A 20,439-nucleotide genomic window follows, 5' to 3' on the forward strand; every position below is an offset into this window, starting at 1 on the left:
GAGCCCCGGCGTCCGCCGAGGCGATGCGCTGGGGGGCACTCCCGTGTTCCTGCGCACGCAGGAACCCAGGGCTATTAAGGGTAACACCGGCCGCTCCGGGCTCCTGCGTGCGCAGGAGCACGGCACGGCCATGATCGGGATGGGTCGACCGCCACCAACCTGTTCCCCGGCGCAGGCCGGGGCCCGTTGCGCGACGGCCGTGACTCCCACGGCGACCTTCGCACCTGGGCCCCGGCCTGCGCGGGGAACGCCATCAGCGAGAGGGCCTGACTCTCACCCCTGCGCCATGCGCCCGAACGACGGCGGCCGGTCGGCCGGTGCGGTCCCGAAGCGCGACGGCGACGCGCCCATGGTGAACTCGAGCGTCCCGCCCTTCACCAGGTCGCGGTGCGCGATCCAGTTGCGCGTCCACGGCTTCCCGTTCCAGCGCACCGACTGGACATAGGGGCGGTCGGGCGCGTTGCCGATCGCGCGCACGCGCAGCCGGCGACCACCGCCGAGGTCCAGCTCGGCGGCGTCGAACAGCGGCGAGCCGAACACGTATACCGCGCTGACCGGATCGACGGGATAGAAGCCGAGCGAGCTCAGCACGAACCAGGCGCTGGTCTGGCCGCAATCGTCGTTGCCGATCACGCCGTCGGGGTCGGCCTTGTACATCTCGTCGCACAGCCGCCGCACCATCGCCTGCGTCTTCCACGGCGCACCCGCGAAGGCGTAGAGGTAGGCGACGTGCTGGTCGGGCTCGTTGCCGTGCGCGTACTGGCCGACCAACCCGGAGATGTCGGGCGGCGCGTTCTTGGGCAGCGTCGAGGGCGCGCTGAACAAGGCGTCGAGCTTGGCGACGAACTGGGCGTCGCCGCCGAAATGCTCGATCATGCCGTAGCTGTCGTGCTGGTTGAGGAAGGTCGCCTGCCAGCCATTGGCCTCGGTATAATCGCGCTGCTTTTCCGGATCATGGCCGAGCTGGATCGGATCATAGTCCTTCCACCAGCTGCCGTCGGCGAAGCGCGGGCGCGCGAAGCCGATCGACGGGTCGATCACGTTGCGCCAGTTGCGCGCGCGCCGGCGCAGCGCGGCGGCGTCGGCGGTCGCGCCCGCGGCTTCGGCGATCACCGCCGCGGCCCAGTCGTCATAGGCATATTCCTGCGTGCGGCTGACCGACTCCCAGGTCTTGTCAGCGGGCACGAAGCCCAGGTCCATGTACCAGCCGCGCCCGAGCGAGCTGTCCGAATCCTTGAAGTCGCGGTCGAAGGCGCGGCGCCGCAGGTTGGGCCAGGCGGCGGCGTAATCGGCCTTGATGCCCTTGGCGCAGGCCTCCGCCATCACCGACACCGCGTGCCAGCCGATCATCGTGCCCGTCTCGACCCCCTGAAGCGGCCAGACCGGCGGCCCATAGGGGCTCTCGACCGTCTGGCGCACGAGGTCGCGCACGAGCAGCCCCGCCTGCTCGGACTTCACCAGCGTGAGCAGCGGGTGGAGCGCGCGATAGGTGTCCCACAGCGAATAGGCGCTGTACGCCGCCTCGCCGGCGGGGACGCGATGGACCTCGCGGTCGAGCCCGACATAGCGGCCGTCGCGGTCGGTGAAGAGCGTCGGCCCGACGAGGCAGTGATAGAGCCCGCTCGCCATGATCGTGCGCTCGGCGGGGGTGGCGCCCGCCACCTTGATCGAGTCGAGCTCGCGCGCCCACCGCCGCCGCGCCGCGGTGGCGGTGGCGTCAAAGTCCCAGCCGGGCGCCTCCTCCGCCAGCGCCTGCTTGGCGCCGGCGACGTCGACCGCGGAGATGCCGGTCTTGATCAGGATCGGCGCGCCGCCGGCCTGGTCGTAGAACAGCGCAACCTTGAGCCTGGCGCCCTTGGCCGCGCGCGCGCCGGCGGGCAGCGGGCGGTCATCGTCGCCGTAGAACTGCACGCGGTCGGGCTGGCGCGAGAGCCGCATCGCGAAATGGATCCGCCGCCCCTTGGCCCAGCGGTGGACGCGACGGCTGCCGGTCAGCAGCCCGTCGGCGTCGAGCTGGAGCGAGGCCTCGTCGACCAGCACGCCCTTATCCCACACGTCGAGCACCATGTGCGCGAAGTCGACCAGGATGTGCGCGGGACCGTCGGGGAAGCTGTGGCGGTGCCAGCCGGTGCGGTCGGTCACGGTCAGTTCCGACAGCACGCCGCTCTCGAGCCGGACGCGATAATAGCCGGGCTCGGCATGCTCGTCGGAGAAGCGCTGGCGATAGCCCTGGTCGGGATCGCTGAGCGGACCGGGCTCGAGCTGGACCGGGCCGCGCGTCGGCACCACCAGCACGTCGAGCATGTCACCGATGCCCGTGCCCGACAGATGCGTGTGGCTGAAGCCCATGATCGACGTGTCGGTGCGGTGATAGCCCGAGCAGGAATCCCAGCGCGTGTTGTCGGTGTCGGGGCCGAGCTGGACCATGCCGTGCGGCATCGTCGGCCCGGGGAAGGTGTGGCCGTGGCCGCCCGTGCCGATGAACAGGTCGGGCGCGGCGGCGGCGGCGGCGGGCGCCGCGCCGCCCTGCGCGCGCGCGGCGGCGGGGAGCGCCCCGGCCAGGCCGAGCGCGGCGGCGGAGGCGAGCGCCTCGCGGCGGGTGGTGGTCATGTCGGGTCCTTCGAGATCGTTCAAAGCGGCGTGGCGAGCAGTGCGGGGCGGCGCCGCTCGAGATCGAGGATGAGGTCGCCGAACAGCCCGTTGGCCCAGGCGAACCAGGGCCGCGTGAACTTTGCCGGATCGTCCTTGTGGAAGCTCTCGTGCATGAAGCCGGTGCCGGCATGTGTCGCCTTGAGCCAGCGCAGGCATTGCAGGATCTGCGCGTCGTCGTCGCTGTCGAGCGCGCGGCTGACGATCGACATCGGCCAGATCATGTCCATGCCGACGTGCGGCCCGCCAATCCCCTCGGCCGCTTTGCCCTTGAAGAAATACGGGTTGCGCTCGCTCCACGCCAGCGCCTGGGTGCGGCGGTAGAGCGGGTCGTCGCGCCGCGCCGCGCCGAGCAGCGGCAGCGCCGAGAGGCTCGGCACGTTGGCGTCGTCCATGAAGATGGCGTTGCCATAGCCGTCGACCTCATAGGCCCAGACCTCGCCGCCCTGCCCGTCCGGCATCTTTCCGTGCGCCGCCAGCGCGGCCTCGACCTCGGCCGCCAGCGCCTCGGCGTCGGCGGCGCTGGTCGCGTCACCCGCGGCCTCGCGCTGGACGGTGGCGAGCATGCGGAGAGCGCTCACGGCGAACAGGTTGGACGGGATCAGGAAAGGATAGAAGCAGGCGTCGTCGGACGGGCGGAACATCGAGTGGATCAGCCCGACCTTGCGCGTCGGCGCGCCGCGCCCCTCGAACATCAGCGTCTCGGTGGGCGAGAGATTGAGTCGCTGGAACCGGTAAGGCCCGTCGTCGCTCTTGCGCTGCTGCTGGCGCAGCGTCGCCACCGCCAGCGCCATCGCGCGCTGCCACGTCGCGTCGAACGGCGCCTTGTCGCGCGTCGCGGTCCAATAGCCGTGCGCCAGCCGCATCGGATAGCAGAGCGAGTCGATCTCCCACTTCCGCTCGGCGACGCCCGGCTTCATCTCGGTCTTGTCGTCGCGCGCGCCCAGGTTGGAGCGCGCGTGCGGGTCCTCCATGAAGGCGTTGGCATAAGGGTCGATCAGGATGCAGCGCGCCTGCCGCTGGATCAGCCCATGGAAGAGCCGACGAAGCGGCGCGTCCTTGGGCGTGAGATGCACATAGGTTTGCAACTGCGCCGAGCTGTCGCGCAGCCACAACGCCTCGATGTCGCCGGTGATGACGAAGGCGTCGGGCTTGCCGTCGACCGTGCCGACCTTGGTGACCGTGGTATCGAGCGTGCTAGGGTAGCAATTCTCGAACAGCCAGGCGAGCTCGGGGTCGGCGATGCGACGCTTCACCCGCGCGATCTCGGCCTCGACCGCGGCGCTGGTGAACTTGCGCTGCGCCTTGGGCGGGCGCTTGCTTGCGAACGCCTGCGCCGCCGCGGCGCGAGGCAGTGCGCCCGCGACCGCCGCCGCCCCCGCACCCGCCATCAGCGCGCGCCGCGCGATCACTTCACCGCCCCGGGCGCGCTCATCGAGAAGGGCCGGTCCGCTTTGGCGGTGCCCCATTGCTTGTTCGGCGTGGGGCCCATCACGAAGCGCAGCGTACCGCCCGCCTGCAGCGCCTCGCGCGACAGCCACGGCTTGGCGTAAGGCACGCCGTTGAGCGTCGCCGACTGGATGTAGACATTGTCGCGGCTGTTGTTCTCGGCCTCGATCGTCAGCACCTTGCCGCCGGGCATGGTGACGCTGCTGCGGCGGAACAGCGGGCTGCCGATGGCATATTGCCCCACCGTCGGCGTGACGGGATAGAAGCCCAGCGCGGAGAAGACGTACCAGGCCGAGGTCTGGCCGTTGTCCTCGTCGCCGGGGTAGCCGTCGGGTGCGGCGGAGTAGAGTTTCCGCATCACCTCGCGCGCGTGATATTGCGCCTTCCACGGCGCGCCGGCCCAGTCGTACAGATAGATCATGTGCTGGATCGGCTGGTTGCCGTGCGCATATTGGCCCATGTCGACGATCTGCATCTCGCGGATCTCGTGGATCACCTGGCCGTAATAGCTGTCGTCGAAGATCGGCGGCGTCGAGAACACCGAGTCGAGCCGCGCGACGAACTTGTCGTCGCCGCCCATCAGCCCGATCAGCCCCTGCACGTCCTGCATCACCGACCAGCTGTAATGGACCGAATTGCCCTCGGTGAAGGCGTCACCCCATTTGTACGGACTGAACGCGGCCGACCAGCTGCCGTCCTTGTTGCGGCCGCGCATCCAGCCGCTCTGCGGATCGAACAGCTTGCGATAATTCTGCGCGTGCTCGGCGTATTTCTTGGCGTCGCCGGTCTTCCCGAGCGCGGCGGCCAGGCGCGACAGCGAGAAGTCGGCGGTGGCATATTCGAGCGTGCGCGCGGCATTTTCGTTGATGCCGACGTCATAAGGGACGTAACCGAGCTGGTTGTAGAGTTCGACGCCCTCGCGCCCGACCGCGCTGACCACCTTGCCGCTCTTGTCGCGCGGGCGCCCCTCGGACGTTGTCGCGTTCTTGACCATCGCCTCGTACAGCGTCTCCGCGTCGAAGCCGCGCACGCCGTTGAGATAGGCGTCGGCGATCAGGTTGGCCGAGTTCGACCCGATCATCACGCTGCGGTGCCCCGGGCTGGCCCATTCCGGTAGCCAGCCGGACTCCTTGTAGGTGTTGACCAGCCCCTGCATGATCTCGCCGTCGCGCTCGGGATACATCAGCGCGAAGAAGGGGAAGACCGCGCGCCACGTGTCCCAGAAGCCGTTGTCGGTATAGAGTGGGCCGTCGTGGACCTTGCCGTCATACGGGCTGTAGTGGATCAGCTTGCCGTTCGCATCGCGCTCGTGGAACTCGCGCGGGAATTGCAGCATGCGCCACAGCGCCGAATAGAAAGTGCGGCGATTGTCGAGATCGGGGTCGTCGACCTTGATGCGGTCGAGCTCGGCCGACCAGGCGGCACGCGCCTTGGCCCTGGTCTGGTCGAACGTGTCGCGCCCGATCTCGCCGTCGAGATTGCGTTGCGCCTGCTCGGCGCTGATGAACGACGAGGCGACGCGCGCGCCGACCTGCTCGCCCTTCCTGGTCGCGAAGCTGATCACCGCGCCGACGTGATCGCCCTCGGCGCGGCGCCCCGCGGTCAGCGTGCCGTTGCCGTCGAAGGTCTGGCTGACGGTGAAGGGCTTGTCGAACTCGACGACAAACCAGTTGCGGAAGTTGGCCGGCACGCCGCCGTGATTGTTGCTGACATAGCCGGTGATGCGGCGCCGCGCCGGGTCGACCGACACCATCGAGCCGCCGGCATAGCCGTCGAGCAGGACGTGCGCGTCCTTGGTCTCGGGGAAGGTGAAGCGGAAATGCGCGGCGCGCGCGGTCGGCACGATCTCGGTGGTGACGTCATAGTCGGCGAGATACACCTTGTAGCCCCAGGCGCGGCTCTCCTCCGCCTTGTGGCTGTACCAGGAGGCGCGCTCGGCCTCCTTCGCCTTCACTGCGCCGGTCATCGGCAGCAGCGCGAAGGCGGCATAATCGTTCATCCACGGGCTCGGCTGGTGCGTCTGCTTGAACCCGTTGATCTTGTGCGCGCTGTACGTGTAGCCCCAGCCGTCGCCCATCTTGCCGGTGACCGGCGTCCAGGCGTTCATCCCGAACGGCACCGCGATCGCGGGATAGGTGTTGCCGTAGGACAGCTCATAGCTGCTGTCCGTCCCCATCAGCGGGTTGACGAGGTCGACCGACGCCGGCGGCGCGTCCTGCGCCACCGTCGCCGCGGGGGAGAGCATCGTGGCGGAGGCGCACAGCGCCGCGATGATGCCCCGGCGCCGCGCGCTTGCCATGTTCACTCTCCCTGAGACGTATCGATGATCAGAACTTGAAGGCCGCGCCGAGATAGAAGCGGCGGCCGGAGTAGACGTTCGAGATGAAGCGGTCCTTGGTGTCGTTGCCGAGATGCTGGCGCTGCTCGGACTTGGTGAGGTTGATCACCGAGGCGGTGATCTGGACGTTCTTCATCACGTCGATCGCACCGTTGAGGTCGAACTGCTCGTACGGATCGTCGTAGACGTTGAGACCCGAGGACAGCCCGCGCACGACCTCGCCGCGGCGGTTGTACGAGACTCGTGCCAGCACCGGCCCGTGCTCGTAGAAGAGCGAGGCGTTCACCTGCGTCTTCGCGCTGCCGACCAGCGGCGAGGTACCCAGCTTCGTCCCGTTCAGCGCCACGTCGGCCTGCGACGTGTCGTTGTAGGTGAAGTTGACCTGTGCGCCGAGGCCGAAGTCGAGCGTGTGCTGCGCGTAGACCTCGACGCCCTGCGACACCGCCTTGGAGCCGTTCGCCTGCGTCGAATATTGCTGCACCGTCACCGTCTCGCCCGCGACCTCCTGCGGGAAGTCGACCACGACCGGCACGATGAAGTCCTTCACGTCCTTACGGAACAAGGTGAAGCCGACGACCGAGCCGGGGTGGAAATACCATTCCGCGCCCGCGTCATACTGCCAGGCGTTGAACGGCTTGAGGTTGAAGTTGCCGCCGTTGCCGAACCAGCCCGGCAGTGCGCCGAACTCGGCGCGGTCGAAGACGAACGCGTCGGAGTTGAAGGTGAGCCCGCGCGCGCCGGCGAGGTCGCCGTAACCGGGCCGGCTGATCACCTTCGACGCCGCGGCGCGGATCAGCAGGTTCGGCATGGCCTCCCACGAGATGTTGAAGCTCGGCAGGAAGTCGGTGTAGCTCTTGTTCTCCTGGTTCGGGCTGAACACCCGCACCTCGCGCTGGCTCTGCGGGATGACCGAGCAATTGCCGTCGGCGCCGACCGGCTTGTTCGGGTCGAACGCGCCGCCCGGGCCGTTCACGCAATAGTCGTTCTCATAATAGAGAACGTCGGTCGACGTGCCGTCCTGCTTCGTGTTGACGACGCGTAGGCCCAGGTTACCGCGGACGTTGTCCATCTTGAAGTTGGCCTGGGCGTAACCGGCCCAGATCTTCTCCTGGATGTTGTAGACGTTCTGCGGCTCGGGCACGCGCACCGGGCCATTGTAGGTGCGATTGAGATAGTCGACGTAGTTGTTGATGTTGATCGCCGGGAAGGCGCTCGCCTCGAAGCCGCCGGCGATGTTGCCGAGCGAGTTGGGATAGAAGATCTCCGGCAACGCCAGCGCACCGCCGGCGGTGTCCTGGAAGCGCAGCGTGTTGGCCGCGTCCGAATACCATTCGAACCGGCCGGTCTCGCGGTGGATGCGCCCGTCACGCCACTTGGCGCCGACCTGGATCGAGGCGAGGAACGGCGAGTCGAAGCTGCGCGTCACGTCGACCTGCGCGTAGCGCTGCGAGATCGAGCTGTTGTTGAAGCCCGAGCCGGTCGAGCCGAGGTCGATCTGTGCCACGCCGTTGAGCATGTTCTGGATCACGTCGGGCGAGAAGTTCATCGCGATCGACTGATCCGTGAAGTTCCACGCGCTCAGCATGTTCCCGTTGACCGAACCGTTGCGCGGCTTGGCCTGGGCGTAGAATTGGAACGAGGGGCCGCCGGTCGCCCGCGTCTTGCCGAAGACGACGTCGACGCTGAGGTGATCGACGTTCCACTTGGCGTGGACGTCGTAGGTGTTGGACACGCTCTTCTCGCGCGCGAGCGTGTCCTGCGGCGCCGGCGTCTCCATCGTGCAGGGATTGGCCCGGGCGCGGCACGCCGTTCCCTCGGGCGGGACCTGGAAGGTCGCGCCGGTCAGGACCGTGCCGCTCTTGTCGAAGGTCGCGTCGGTGAAGAAGTTGCCATAGCCCCATTCGGGGATCTTGATCGTGCTGCTGGTATAGTTGCCGTCCAGCTGGAAGCGGAAATAATTGGCCGTGATCTCGAGATTGTCGAACGGCTTGGCCTGCATCGTCGCCTGGATGCCGAGCCGCTTGCGCTTCTGGTTGAGGATCGTCTCGCTGACCGACTGGGGCGCCCAATAGCCGTTGCCATAGTGGGTACCGCTCTGCGTCGTGGTGCCGCCGTCCGTGCCGTCGTTCCAGTAGTTGATCGCCGAGTCGTTGGCGAAGGTATTGCCGTTGACGTCGGTGGCGGGATGGGTGCCCTTGTCGTCGGTCCACCACTGCCAGCTGTCGCCCGAGGCGCTCAGCGAGCGGTTGGTGCGCACTTGATAGGTCGCGCCGACGAGGAATCCGAGCGTCTTCTCCTCGTTGTGCCACGACAGCAGGCCCGAGACGTTGGGCTCCACCTTGTCGCTGACGTCGGCGTAGGTGCCCTCGGCGGAGACCGTGCCCGACCAGGGCTCGAGGTCGAAGGGTACGCGCGTGTGGTTGATGATGACGCCGCCGACGCCACCCTCGTCGAGCCGCGCCTCGGGTGACTTGAACACCTCGACGCTGCCGATCAGCGTCGAGGGCAGCAGCAGGTAATTGAACGAGCGCGAGGGCTCGCCGCTGTCCGCGGAGGCGATGAAATTGCCGTTGAGTTCGGTCAGCGTCAGGTCCGAGCTGAGGCCTCGGATACTGACGCGGCTGCCCTCGCCGCCGTCGCGGTCGATGATCACGCCGGGGACGCGCTGGAGCGAGTCGGCGACGTTCTTGTCGGGAAACTTGCCGACGTCCTCGGCGGTGATCACGTCGACGAAGGCGTTGGCCTCGCGCTTGCGGTTGAGGCTCTGCTCGATCGAGCGGCGATAGCCGGTGACGACGATGTCACCGCCGTCCGCGGCGGAGTCGGCGGCGTCGGCCTGGAGCTGGCCGGGGCTGTCGAGCGTGCTGTTGGCAGCGGGCGCGGAGACCTCGCCGGTGTTGCTCGACGGCGCCGGCACGACCGTCTGGTCGGGCGCCTTGTCGGCCTGCGCGCCGGCGGCGGTCGAGGGGCTGGTCTGCTGCGCCTGCGCGCTGCCGACGATCCCCGCGGCCAGACTCACCCCTGCCAGCAGCAGCGGCATCCGACGGCGCAGCGACGCGCGCGACGGGGCTTGGGCAGTGAAACCTCGCATAAGTCCATCCCTCCTCTTCGCGGCGGGATTCGTTGCCCCGCCGCGTCCCTCGACCGAACCGCCGCGAGCGCGCCAGCGGCACGCTGCACCCCTCATGCCGAGCGGCGATCACGAGGTTAATCAGACAATAGCAAAAGCAAATTGTCAAATGGAAGAATTGAGAACGTTCGCGCAAACCTTTGCGAACATGAGGACTTGTAGCCGGGGCGGTCTTATTCGACCGCCTTCCACAGCGCGCCAGGCTTGGGCAGGAGGAAATGGCTGAACGGCAGGATCGCGGCACCAACCGCGGGCGCGTCCTCGGACAAAGCGGCGCGTTCGACCGGCGCCACCGCGGGCGCGTCGGTGATCTCGCCGAGCAACGCGTTGACGCGTTCGGCGAGCGACTCGACCACGGCGGCCGGCAATCGGCCACCGATCAGCACCGCGGCGGGGTCGATCAGGCAACTGATCGCGTCCAGCGGGGTGCACAGCTGCCGCGCCGCGCGGTCGAGCCAGGCGTCGACGCTGGCGCGCGCGCCCTCGCTCGCATCCGAGGCGAGCGCGGCGGCGATGGCGACGCCGTCGCGCGCGAGATGCTCCTGCAGCCCCGAGCGCGATACCAGCTTCTGCACCTGCTGGCGCGTGCCGTCCTCGCCCGGCGCGAGCATGAAGCCGAGTTCGCCGCTGCGGCCATGCGCGCCGCGCGCGTAGACGCCGTCGCTCACCACGCCGCCGCCCAGACCCGAGGAGATCAGGATATAGAAGAAGTTGCTCAGCCGCTGGCCGCGCCCGAGCTGCATTTCGCCGGTCGCCGCCGCGGCGGCGTCATTCTCGACGAAAACCGGCAGTGCGAGCGGCTCGGCGAACAGCGCCGCCATGTCGACCCGCTCCCAGGCGTCATAGGCGGCGGGCCGGCCCGGCAGATCGACCGAGCCGAGATCGTCCGGCACCGCCACGCCGAGCCCGACCAGCTTGGCGGGGTCGACCCCGGCAGCGCGCAGCATCGGCTTGATCGAGCGGCGATAGAAAGAGCGCACGTCGTCGGGCAGCGCGAAATCGACCTCTTCCGATCGCCGCGCCAGCGTCTCGCCGGCGAAATCGACCAGCACCAACGTGATATGATCACGGTCGACGTTGACCCCGATCGAGTAGCAGGCGTCGCGCTTGACCTCGAGCTTGGTCGGCGGCTGGCCGCGCCCACCGCGGCGCTGCCCGGCTTCCTGGATCAGCCCGTCCTGCAGCAATCGCCGGGTAATATTGGCGATCGCCGGCCCGGTCAGCCCGGTGATCTGCGCCAGCTCGACCCTGGTTAGCGAGCCGCCGACTCGGATGGCGTGGAGCGTCACCCGTTGGTTGTGATCGGCGGCGCGTTCGAGGTTGGTGCCCGAGAGGCGCGGCGGTTCCCCGCTCACGCCGCCCGCCCTGTCGCCGCCCACCTCGTCGCGGATCGTCGCATGCCTGTCATCTCCTGAACTGTTATCGCTCCCGTTCCAGCGCCTTTCGCCGGGCACCGCAAGCAAGAACAACCGGCACGCCGAATTTGAATTATGCAATTTGGTGTTCTAAACAGCCAAGTTCAGGGATCAACGCGCGGCCTTCACGCGCGACGTGCAAGGGACGGGGGAGAGCGCGATGCGATATCAGGCGGACGGGCCGGCGGCGCGCGCGCCGCTCGCTGGGGTGGAGCTGGGCGGCACCAAATGCGTGGCGACGCTGGCGCATTCGCCCGACGCGGTGCTCGACCAAGTGACGCTGCCGACGCTCGCCCCGGACGAGACGCTGCCCGCGCTCGCCGCGGTGCTGGCGGGCTGGCGCGAGCGTCACGGGCTCGCCGCGGTCGGCATCGCCTCCTTCGGGCCGGTGTGCCTCGACCGCGCCTCGCCGCGATACGGCCATGTCCTCGCGACGAACAAGCCGGGCTGGCGCGACGCCGACGTGCTCGGCACCGTCGCCGCCCCGCTCGCGTTGCCGACCGGGTTCGACACCGACGTCAACGGCGCGGCGCTCGCCGAGATGCGCTGGGGTGCCGGCCGCGGGCTCGACGATTTCGCTTATGTCACCGTCGGCACGGGCGTGGGCGTCGGGCTTGTGGTGCACGGCCGCCCCACGCGCGGGCTTGGCCACAGCGAGATCGGCCATATCCGCGTACCGCGCGCGCGCGGCGACGACGCCCCGAGCGCCTGCCGCTACCACGACGATTGCGTCGAGGGGCTCGCTTCGGGAAGCGCGCTGCGGTTGCGGCTCGGCGACCGCGACGTCGCGACGGTCGGACCCGACGACCCGGTGTGGGAGCCGATCGTCGACGTGCTTGCGGCGATGTGCCATGCGCTGGTGGGCAGCACCGGTCCGCTGCGGATCGCGATAGGAGGCGGCATGCCGGTCAAGCAGCCGCACCTGCTCCCGCGGATCGCGGCGCGGCTCGAGGTGAGCCTGGCCGGTTACATGGAGTTGCCCGAGAACGGCTATATCGTCCCGCCTGCGCTCGGCGACCGCGCCGGTCCGCTCGGCGCGATCGCGCTCGCAGCCGACGCGCTGGAGGAAGCCGCCGACGTCGCCGCGCGGATCGCGGCGGAGGCGATGCTGTGAGCCGCGCCGCGCGCCCCCGCCCCGCCATCATCCGCCACCGTCTCGCCGCCGGCAGCGCCGCGCTCGCGCTGCTCGGCGCCCCAGCGGTTGGGCAGCAGGCCTCCTCACCTGCCAGCGCGACCGGCCCGGCGCGCACGATCGACGCGGTCGACCCGTTCATCGGCACCGGCGGCGAGGGCCACACCTTCCCCGGCGCGGTGGCACCCTTCGGCATGGTGCAGCTCTCGCCCGACACCGACACAAGCTGCGTCATCCGCGAATGCTACGCGCATGCCGCCGGCTATCGCCACGACGACCCCACGATCGAGGGTTTCAGCCACACGCATTTCTCGGGTGCGGGCCACTCCGATCTCGGCGACGTGCTGGTGATGCCGGTCAGCGGCGACGCGGTGGCGATGGACCCGGGGACGCCCGAGGCACCGGGCTACCGCTCGCGCTTCGCCCATGCCAGCGAGGTGGCACGCCCCGGCTATTATGCGGTGACGCTCGACGCCCCGCAGGTGCGCGCCGAAATGACCGCCGGGACGCGCGTCGGCGTGCACCGCTACACCTTCCCGGCGGGCAAGGCGGCGCATCTCGTGCTCGACCTGCGCCGTTCTCTCTACAATTACCCCGGCAAGGTGCTGTGGTCGGGGCTGCACCTGCGCGCCGACGGCACGCTGACCGGCTTTCGCGAAACGCGCGGCTGGGCACCGGGGCGCAAGCTGTTCTTCGCGATGCGCTTCTCGGCGCCGCTTACGGGACATGCGTTGGTCGATCGCGACGCCGACATCACCTACAAAGGTTTTCAGGCACCCGGCCGCGGCAGCGACGCGCTCGCCGAGAAGCTCGGCAAGCAGTTGGAAGGGCGGCTCGACTTCGGCGCACTCGATCGCCCGCTCGAGGTCCGCGTCGCGCTCTCGGGGGTGGACGAGGCGGGCGCCGTCGCCAATCTCGACGCCGAGCCGGGCGACTTCGACGCCACGCTGGCGCGCACCCGCGCCGCCTGGGACGCGGCGCTCGGCGCGATCGAGCTGGAGGCGCCCGCGCCGACCCGGACGATCGTCGCCACCGCACTTTACCACAGCCTGATCGCGCCGAGCGTCTGGAGCGATGCGGACGGGCGCTACCGCGGCCCGGACAACCAGGTGCATCGCGCCGAGGGCTATACCTTCCGCTCGACCTTCTCGCTGTGGGATACGTTCCGTGCGGAGCACCCGCTGCTGACGCTGGTGCAGCCGGCGCAGACCACGAACGACGTCGTGCGCTCGCTGGTCGACAGCCAGCGCTACAGCCCGCACGGCATCCTGCCGGTGTGGCAGTTCGCCGGTCGCGAGACCTGGACGATGATCGGCTATCACGCCGTGCCGGTGATCGCCGATGCCTATCTCAAGGGCTTTCGCGGCTTCGACGCGAACGCCGCGCTCGACGCCATGGTCGCCAGCGCGGACTATGCCCCGTATGGCGGGCTCGGCGACTATATGAAGCTGGGCTATGTGCCGATCGACCGCGAGCCCGAGGCGGCGTCGAAGACGGTCGAATATGCCTATGACGACTGGACCATCGCGCGGATGGCGCGCGCGCTGGGCCGCACCGCCGTGGCGCAGCGCTTCGAGCAGCGCGCGACCAACTGGCGCAACAGCTTCGACGTCAGGACCGGCTGGCTGCGCGCGCGAAAGAGCGACGGCAGCTATCGCACGCCGTTCGACCCGACTGCGATCAACTACGGCTCTGATTATACCGAGGGCAATGCCTGGCAGTATAGCTGGTTCATGCCGCAGGACCAGGCCGGCCTGTTCCGCTTGCTGGGCGGCGACCGCAAGGCGATCGCCAAGCTCGACGCGATGTTCGACTATGATAATTCCAAGCTCGACTACAGCCATGCCGAGGATATCGCCGGGCTGATCGGCCAGTACATCCACGGCAACGAGCCGAGCCACCACGTCGCTTATCTCTACACGTACGCCGGCGCACCATGGCGCACGCAGGAGCGGCTCAAGCAGATCGTCGACACGCAATACCACGCCACGCCCCAGGGGCTGAGCGGCAACGACGATCTCGGCCAGATGTCGGCCTGGCTGGTGTTCACCGCGCTCGGCTTCTACCCGGTGGCGCCGGGCAGCAACCAATATGTGATCGGCCGCCCGTTCGTGTCCCGCGCGACGCTGCGGCTGCCCGACGGCAAGAGCTTCGCGGTCGTCGCGGCCGGCTTGTCGGACGCGAACCGCTACGTCGGCACCGTGACGCTCAATGGCAAGCCGCTGACGCACAGCTGGATCGGCGACGATGAACTGCGGGCCGGCGGCGAGCTGCGCTTTACCATGACGGCGCGTCCCAACAAGGCGTGGGGCGCGGGACGCGCCGCTCGACCGTTCTCGACTACGCGCTGAGGGCTTCCAGTCCGCGCCGGCAATCCCGCCCCGCTGAGGCCGCCTTCGGCGTCGCGGAGGTAGCGGGGATGACGGCGAGAGGAGGCGTCGATCCTGAGCGCATCAGATCGACGCCTCGCCGGCAGGCGCCGGTAACTGATAACCTATGCGGGCTCGTGCTCCCGCACCTGCGGCGGTTCAGCGCGATCGACGGGGACGTCGGCGGATCCAGGCGTCGACGCTTGTCGGAGCACGCTGACCGTTCAGACGGGGGGATCGGCCGCCCGCCCCGGCGTCGCCTCCGCGCGCCCGCTCAGCGGCGCTCGGGCCGGCGCAGCCGCGCGCTGCTGATGCTGGCGAGCAGCAGCTCGTAATGATCGTTGGTATAGCCCGCGGCGAGGAAGCCCTTTACCGCGCTCACCGGCACCGCGAAGCCCTGGTGCCAGGCATGCACCGCGAGCCGGCGCAGGGCCTCCAGCTTTGGATCCGCCAGCCGCGGATTGGGCTGCTTGCCGAACAACACGCCCATCGCCACCGCGATACGGCCGGGCTCGCGCAGCGACGAGATCCGGTCACGTCGGGCCAGCGACACCACCAGCCACTCGAGCGCGCTCAGTGCCGCGCGGTCGGCGGTGACCTCGGGCTCCGCGGTCGGCGCGACGGGGGCCGACGCGAGATGGCGCTCGGCGGAGAGCGCGGCGGCACCGCCGATAGCGGACGTGAAATCGATAAAGGCCATGTCGTCTCTCCCCTTCGGAGTATGCGGGGCGCACGCCACCCGCCGGAAAACCGGGGCGAGAGCGCCGTGTCAGTCTAGAGCGAGGGTGCAGCGCGTCGGACGCGCCACCGTACCGGCGATCAGGTCGCTGGATCGTGGGTGAGCGGTCGTACCATCGCGGCATCCCTCCGGTGAAGGTGCCGCCGGAGCGTCACCGCCGTTTCTATACTGTGTGGTATAGAAAGCCTGCCGGACGGCGTCAACGCTTTATGTACCGCTCGGTAGCGTTTTTTCTTACGAGCAGCTCAGCGCGTCGGCCACATTGCGAGACTGGTGTCGACCACCTGCTCGAGTTCGGTGCGTGTGGCGCCCGAACCGGCCTGCACCGCCATGCCCTGCAGGATCGCATAGAGATACTGGCAGAGTGCCTGCGGCGTGATGTGCGCGGGGAACTCGCCGGCCTGCTGCGCCTGCTCGAACCGCTCGACCAGTGCCTTTTGCGACGAGGCACGGCGCGCGATCACGTCGTCCTTGATTGACTGGCCCTCCGACCCGCAAGCGGTGGTGCTGATCACGCCGAGGCACCCCTTGGGGCTCCCGCTGTTGCACTGCGCGTTGATCGCGCCGCGCATGAAACACTCGGCGACGGCACGTGCGGTCGGCTGGTTGAGCGCCTCGCGCGTATAGGCCAGCTTCTCCGCCTCGTAGAGGTCGAGCGCCTTGTGGAACAGCGCTTCCTTGTTGCCGAAGGCGGCATAGAGGCTGGGCTTGGTGATCCCCATCGCCGAGGTGAGGTCGGCCATGGACGCGCCCTCATATCCCTTGGTCCAGAAAACCCCGAGCGCCGCCGCGAGCGCCTGCTCGGTGCAGAACTCACGCGGGCGGCCCTTGACGGCGGAACAGGCGGTGGCAATAGATTCCATAACGGCCGGTATGTAATGCGCCTGCAACGCCGCGTCTAGGTGGGCTCGGCTCGTCCTGTCGCAGCGCGCGGAAGAGCCGAGGGGGGTCCCGATCCCTTGGCGGCCCCTGATCGGTCGCTCATCCCAGCTTCGTCACCGATCGTGTTCCACCGTCGACTCGACCACGAGTATTGCGACCGTCGCGGGTGCGGATCAGTGGATGGCCGCACACGTCCGGGATGGCGGAGGTATTCGGATGAGCGCGCCAATGCCAGCGGCATCCCCGGCCAAGCCGTGACGCGATCTCAGCGATAGCGCCCCATCGTCACCTTCAGCACCTGCGGGCGATCGACCAGGTTGATGCCATAGTCGGTCTGGTCGCCGTTCCACACGCGCGACATGACCCATTTGCCGTCCTGGAAGCCGCCCTCCTCGACTCGCACCACCATGCCCTCGCCGCTCGCGGCGGAGAAGGTGACCCGTGCGTGGTCGCCCACCAGCAGGAACTCGTCGTCGGAGAGCTGCGCCACCGCGACGCCACCGACCGGCTCGTTCGCCCAGGGCGCGGGATCGGCCTTGAGCCAGGTCCACTCGCGCATGCCGAACTGCCACTCGCCCCAGGTCGCCGCGATCTTCCACGCGCCGAGCGTGGTGGAGACGGTCGCGCCGTCGTCGGGCTTGGCCGCGCCCCAGGTCGGGCGCGAGGCCGCGAGCCGCGCCCAGTCGCGCGCGATCGGCGCCAGTGTCGCATAGGGCAGAGCGATGGCGTCGAGCGTCTCGGCGTCCAGTGCCTTCGCCCCCAGCGGGAAGTTGTAATAGCCGGTCGCGTCCATGCCGAACGGCGCATAGCCGATCGCACCACGGCCCAGCGCGGCGTAGAAGAAGCGCGCGAACTCGCGCGCATTGCCGATCTCCGGCACCATCAGCGCATTGTCGGGACGCGCGTATTTGTCGAGATACTGGACGACGTTAGCGCTCTTTCGATCGTAGATGTCCGGCGCGGCGAAATCGATCGACGGCGCCGCCGCCTTCCAGATGTCGAGCACGTCCTGCTGCGGCCCGCCGCTGGCGACGCCGTCGGGATCGGGCACGTTCGACGGCCCGGCGAGCGCGGCGTTGACGTACATCGGGAGCGGCTTGGCTTTCTTCCCGGCGGCCGCGATGGCGTTGACGTAGGAGGCGACGTACCAGGTGTTGAAGGCGCGGTCGGCCTGCGCCCCGAACGCCTGCGCCCAGGTGCCGCGCTTGCCGGTGCGCTTCGCCAGCGCGGGCGGGATCGGCTGCGCGAACAGGCGCTCGCCCTCCGCGCCATAGTCGCGCGGGTTGCGATAGCTGCCCGTCTCATTCTCGGGCTGGACCATCACGACGGTGTGCTGCTGGTCGCGGTCGCGAAGATATTCCATCACCTTGACGAAGGCGCGCCGGTCCGCCGCCAGGGTCGCCTGCGACAGCGGGGTGAGCACGCCGTGATCCTTGCCGTCGCGCGTCTTCATCCTCGGAAAGCGGCGGTTGTCGAGCTTGACCCAGTCGGGCGTGTAGCCCGGACTCGTGTTCTTCCACGTGCCGAACCACAGCAGCACCACGCGCTTGTCGTGCGCGCGCGCCTGATCGAGCAGGGTCTGCAGGAAGGAAAGGTCGAACTGGCCCTCGCGCGGCTCGACCTGCTGCCAGGCGATTGGGATCTCGATCGTGTTGGCGTGGATCCGGTCGAGCACCGGCCACACCTCAGGCAGCGCCGCGGCATAGTTGCTCGAATTGTTGACCTGCGCGCCCAGCATCAGGAAGGGCGCGCCGTCGACCAGCAAAGCGTGCCGCCCGTCCTGGCGCACCAGCCGTGGCAGTGGCGCAGCGGCCTGCGCGCGCGCGGTCGTCGCGCCCAGAACGGCGGCTCCCGCCGCCGCGAGCATCGCGGCTCGTCCCCATGATCTGGTCATTCACCCTCCCCTTTCGGATCGCCGTACATGATGCCGCGGCCGTCGGTGCCGACATAGACCCGGCCGTAGCGCCGCGGGTCGCCGCTGATCACGCGCAGCCGCAGCCCCCAGCGATGCGCCGCGTCGTTGATCTGGATCCAGCGAACGCCACCATCGGTCGAGCGATAGATCCCGCGCGCGCCGTCGACCGCCGCGATCGCGTAGAGTGCCGGCCAGGCGCTGCCCGGCGCCTCCTTGCCGAGCCCGAAGTGGTCGATCCGCGCCGCGCTGTCCGCCCGGGCCCAATGCTCGCCCGCATCCTGCGAATGGTAGAGCGTGCCCGCGACGAGCAGCCACAGCGCGCCGGCGCGCCCCGGCACCGCCACCATGGGATTAGCGGCCTCGCGCCCCGTTGCGCGCGCGCCCGAGAGATCGCCGGGCAGCCCCTGCCCTGCCACGGCCGCGAAGCTGGCACCGCCGTCGTCGCTGCGCATCACGCGACCGCGCTCGGCATCAACCGCAAAGAAGCGGCGCGGATCGGCCTTGTCGGCGGTGACGCGCGCGCCGACCGGCAGGCCGGCGATCGCGTGCCAAGTCACGCCGCGGTCGCGCGTCAGTAGCGGCCGGTCGCTCTCGACCAAGAACGTCGCGCCGTCGGCCGAGACGGTGATCGCGGCGCTGCCGGTCTGCGCGCGCGTGGTTGTGCTGTCGGGACGCATGGTGGTCTCGCTCGCGGGAAGCCGGAGCGGCGCCCAGCGCTCGCCGCCGTCCTGCGACCAGGCGAGCGACGTGTCAGGCACCACCGGCTTGTGCGTGTTGCCGCTGCGGACCAGCACCAGCGGTGCCGCGCCGGCATAATCAAGCGAGTTGGTGTTGGTCAGGAACGGCGTGCGGTGGACGTGCGCGGGCGAGCGCGTGAGATCGGCGTGACGAAAGCCGCCGAGGTCACCGAAGCCCGAGACCAGTGGCGCGCCGCCGGTCGGACTCACCAGCGTGATGATCGCGGTCTGCTCGATCCCGCGCGTCCAGGGCGCCCAGCGCATCGTGCCCGGGCGCGCGAACGCGTCGGTCGCGTAGACGGTCGCGCCGGTGACATAAGCGGCGTGGGTGGGATCGAACGGATCGATCGCGAGCCCCGCGATCCAGTGACCGAAATTGGCTTGTCCGTCGAAGTCGAGGAAGGGCGTGGCGCTGACGTCGCGCGTGCTGCGGCGCCACAACTCGTCCCAGTGAGCGCCCGCGTCGGTCGAGCGCCACACCGTGTCGACGGGCTGGTAGCGATTGACCGTGCTCACCGCGATGACGCGTGGGTCCTGCGCCGAAACCGCGACGCCGAAGAAGCCGCCCGGCACCTCACCCGCGGCGCGTGGCGGGGTGACGTCGCGCCACGTGCCGGCGTCGGGGTCGTAACGCCACACCGCGCCGTCTTTGACTCCGTTCGGGCCGATCGCGTCGCTGTAACTCAGCGTGACGACACCGTCCCCGGCCACCGCGGCCTTGACCGGGAGCAGGGCGGCGCGCGGTCCACCCCCGACCGCGCGCCAGGTCGCGCCGCCGTCATCGGAGCGGAACAGGTGGTGCTCGCCCGGGTCGGCGCTGCCGACGAACATTCGACCGCGGCGCGCCGGATCGAACAACACGAACGACAGGCCGCCGTGAGTCGTCCGCGGCCGATCGGGGCGGCCGAGCCCGGCGAGCGGGAAGCGCGCCACCTTGCGCCACGTTGCCGCCGAATCGTCGCTGCGCCACAGACCGTCGTGACGCGAGCCGAAGAAGAGGGTGGCGCGCGCGTTGGGGTCGATCGCGAGCCGCTCGCCCAGGCCGCGCCCGTCCTCATTGCCGCCCATCGCAAACGGCACCGCAGTCGTGCGCCAGTGCGCGCCGCGGTCGCTGGAGCGCAGGATCGCGGCCGGACCGCGCGCGCCCATCCCGACCGCGAGATAGACGCGGTTCGCGTCGACCGGATCGGGCGCGACGCTCTCCACGCCCATGTAGCTTGGTTCGGCGGCGTCGTCCTGCAACGGCACCCAGCGCCTGGTGGCGGCGTCCCAGCGATAGGCGCCGCCCATGTCGGTGCGGAGATAGGCGAGCCCGCGCTCGGCGCGGCTGAAAACGATGCCGGGCGCGAAGCCGCCGCCGCCCACCGTCACGTTGTGCCAGGCATAAGGTGCCACCGGCGCAGCGAGAACGTTCACCGCCGGCGAGGCGAACATGGCGAGGAGGATGGCAGCCGGTCGGATCCTCAACCTCTTTCCTCTCACGCGATTTATCAGATTACTTTAAAGCGGCTATGGCATGGAAGGTACCGCTACCACAATGGCTTCCAACCGGCCCCGCCCGTGCCCGCCATCCTGAGCTCGTTTCAGGATTCACGGTGAGGCTAAACCAGCCTTGGTGGCACTCGCAGGACGGTGGATCCTGAAACAACTCCAGGATGGCGGCAGGAGACGAGCCACGCCCGCC

The 20,439-nt window shown here is 69.2% G+C and carries 11 protein-coding genes; 2 read left to right on the forward strand and 9 right to left on the reverse strand.

The genetic code is table 11. The features are described from left to right. Positions 1–273: 273 nt before the first annotated feature. From QBJ89_RS07400 to QBJ89_RS07420, 5 genes are all read right to left on the reverse strand, one after another. Complete coding sequence (locus tag QBJ89_RS07400) at positions 274–2,610, reverse strand: GH92 family glycosyl hydrolase (RefSeq protein ID WP_277979879.1); 2,337 nt, start codon at positions 2,608–2,610, stop codon at positions 274–276. Between the two features lie 20 nt (positions 2,611–2,630). Then, positions 2,631–4,040, reverse strand: a complete 1,410-nt coding sequence (locus tag QBJ89_RS07405; protein ID WP_277979909.1) for a glycoside hydrolase family 125 protein — start codon at positions 4,038–4,040, stop codon at positions 2,631–2,633. 17 nt (positions 4,041–4,057) lie between these two features. Then, a complete protein-coding gene (locus QBJ89_RS07410) occupies positions 4,058–6,397 on the reverse strand; it encodes a GH92 family glycosyl hydrolase (RefSeq protein WP_277979880.1) in 2,340 nt (779 codons plus the stop codon). Between the two features lie 28 nt (positions 6,398–6,425). After that, positions 6,426–9,527, reverse strand: a complete 3,102-nt coding sequence (locus QBJ89_RS07415; RefSeq protein WP_277979881.1) for a TonB-dependent receptor — start codon at positions 9,525–9,527, stop codon at positions 6,426–6,428. A 212-nt stretch (positions 9,528–9,739) separates the two neighbouring features. Beyond that, positions 9,740–10,921 carry an ROK family transcriptional regulator gene (locus QBJ89_RS07420; protein ID WP_277979882.1) on the reverse strand — a complete coding sequence of 394 codons (1,182 nt, stop codon included), beginning with the start codon at positions 10,919–10,921 and terminating at the stop codon, positions 9,740–9,742. A gap of 220 nt (positions 10,922–11,141) precedes the next feature. Between QBJ89_RS07420 and QBJ89_RS07425 the strand changes: the two genes are divergently transcribed. Both QBJ89_RS07425 and QBJ89_RS07430 read left to right on the forward strand, forming a co-directional pair. Further along, on the forward strand, positions 11,142–12,095 hold the full coding sequence (locus QBJ89_RS07425; RefSeq protein ID WP_277979883.1) for an ROK family protein: 954 nt from the start codon (positions 11,142–11,144) through the stop codon (positions 12,093–12,095). 26 nt (positions 12,096–12,121) lie between these two features. Then, entirely contained in the window at positions 12,122–14,464 is a 2,343-nt protein-coding gene (locus QBJ89_RS07430) for a GH92 family glycosyl hydrolase (protein WP_431522518.1), read from the forward strand. A 292-nt stretch (positions 14,465–14,756) separates the two neighbouring features. Here the strand turns inward: QBJ89_RS07430 and QBJ89_RS07435 are convergent, their stop codons facing one another. The 4 genes from QBJ89_RS07435 to QBJ89_RS07450 all read right to left on the reverse strand — a co-directional run bounded on the left by QBJ89_RS07435 (position 14,757) and on the right by QBJ89_RS07450 (position 20,222). After that, on the reverse strand, positions 14,757–15,182 hold the full coding sequence (locus tag QBJ89_RS07435; RefSeq protein ID WP_277979884.1) for a hypothetical protein: 426 nt from the start codon (positions 15,180–15,182) through the stop codon (positions 14,757–14,759). 284 nt (positions 15,183–15,466) lie between these two features. Continuing rightward, positions 15,467–16,084: a TetR/AcrR family transcriptional regulator gene (locus tag QBJ89_RS07440; RefSeq protein ID WP_277979885.1), complete on the reverse strand. Its 618-nt coding sequence runs from the start codon at positions 16,082–16,084 to the stop codon at positions 15,467–15,469. Positions 16,085–16,368: 284 nt separating this feature from the next. Beyond that, positions 16,369–17,997: a DUF5597 domain-containing protein gene (locus tag QBJ89_RS07445; RefSeq protein ID WP_277979886.1), complete on the reverse strand. Its 1,629-nt coding sequence runs from the start codon at positions 17,995–17,997 to the stop codon at positions 16,369–16,371. Beyond that, positions 17,994–20,222, reverse strand: coding sequence for a WD40/YVTN/BNR-like repeat-containing protein (locus tag QBJ89_RS07450; RefSeq protein ID WP_277979887.1), 2,229 nt, complete (start codon positions 20,220–20,222; stop codon positions 17,994–17,996). Before QBJ89_RS07450 ends, QBJ89_RS07445 begins: the two co-directional genes overlap by 4 nt. Positions 20,223–20,439: the final 217 nt, after the last annotated feature.

Origin of the sequence: Sphingomonas phyllosphaerae, from assembly GCF_029623345.1 — a bacterium.
Classification (GTDB): Bacteria; Pseudomonadota; Alphaproteobacteria; order Sphingomonadales; family Sphingomonadaceae; genus Sphingomonas; species Sphingomonas phyllosphaerae_C.

Coding starts and splice junctions, on each gene's coding strand:
- QBJ89_RS07400 (WP_277979879.1), bottom strand. CDS start 2,610: ATGACCACCACCCGCCGCGAGGCGCTCGCCTCCGCCGCCGCGCTCGGC.
- QBJ89_RS07405 (WP_277979909.1), bottom strand. CDS start 4,040: ATGGCGGGTGCGGGGGCGGCGGCGGTCGCGGGCGCACTGCCTCGCGCC.
- QBJ89_RS07410 (WP_277979880.1), bottom strand. CDS start 6,397: ATGGCAAGCGCGCGGCGCCGGGGCATCATCGCGGCGCTGTGCGCCTCC.
- QBJ89_RS07415 (WP_277979881.1), bottom strand. CDS start 9,527: ATGCGAGGTTTCACTGCCCAAGCCCCGTCGCGCGCGTCGCTGCGCCGT.
- QBJ89_RS07425 (WP_277979883.1), top strand. CDS start 11,142: ATGCGATATCAGGCGGACGGGCCGGCGGCGCGCGCGCCGCTCGCTGGG.
- QBJ89_RS07435 (WP_277979884.1), bottom strand. CDS start 15,182: ATGGCCTTTATCGATTTCACGTCCGCTATCGGCGGTGCCGCCGCGCTC.
- QBJ89_RS07440 (WP_277979885.1), bottom strand. CDS start 16,084: ATGGAATCTATTGCCACCGCCTGTTCCGCCGTCAAGGGCCGCCCGCGT.
- QBJ89_RS07445 (WP_277979886.1), bottom strand. CDS start 17,997: ATGACCAGATCATGGGGACGAGCCGCGATGCTCGCGGCGGCGGGAGCC.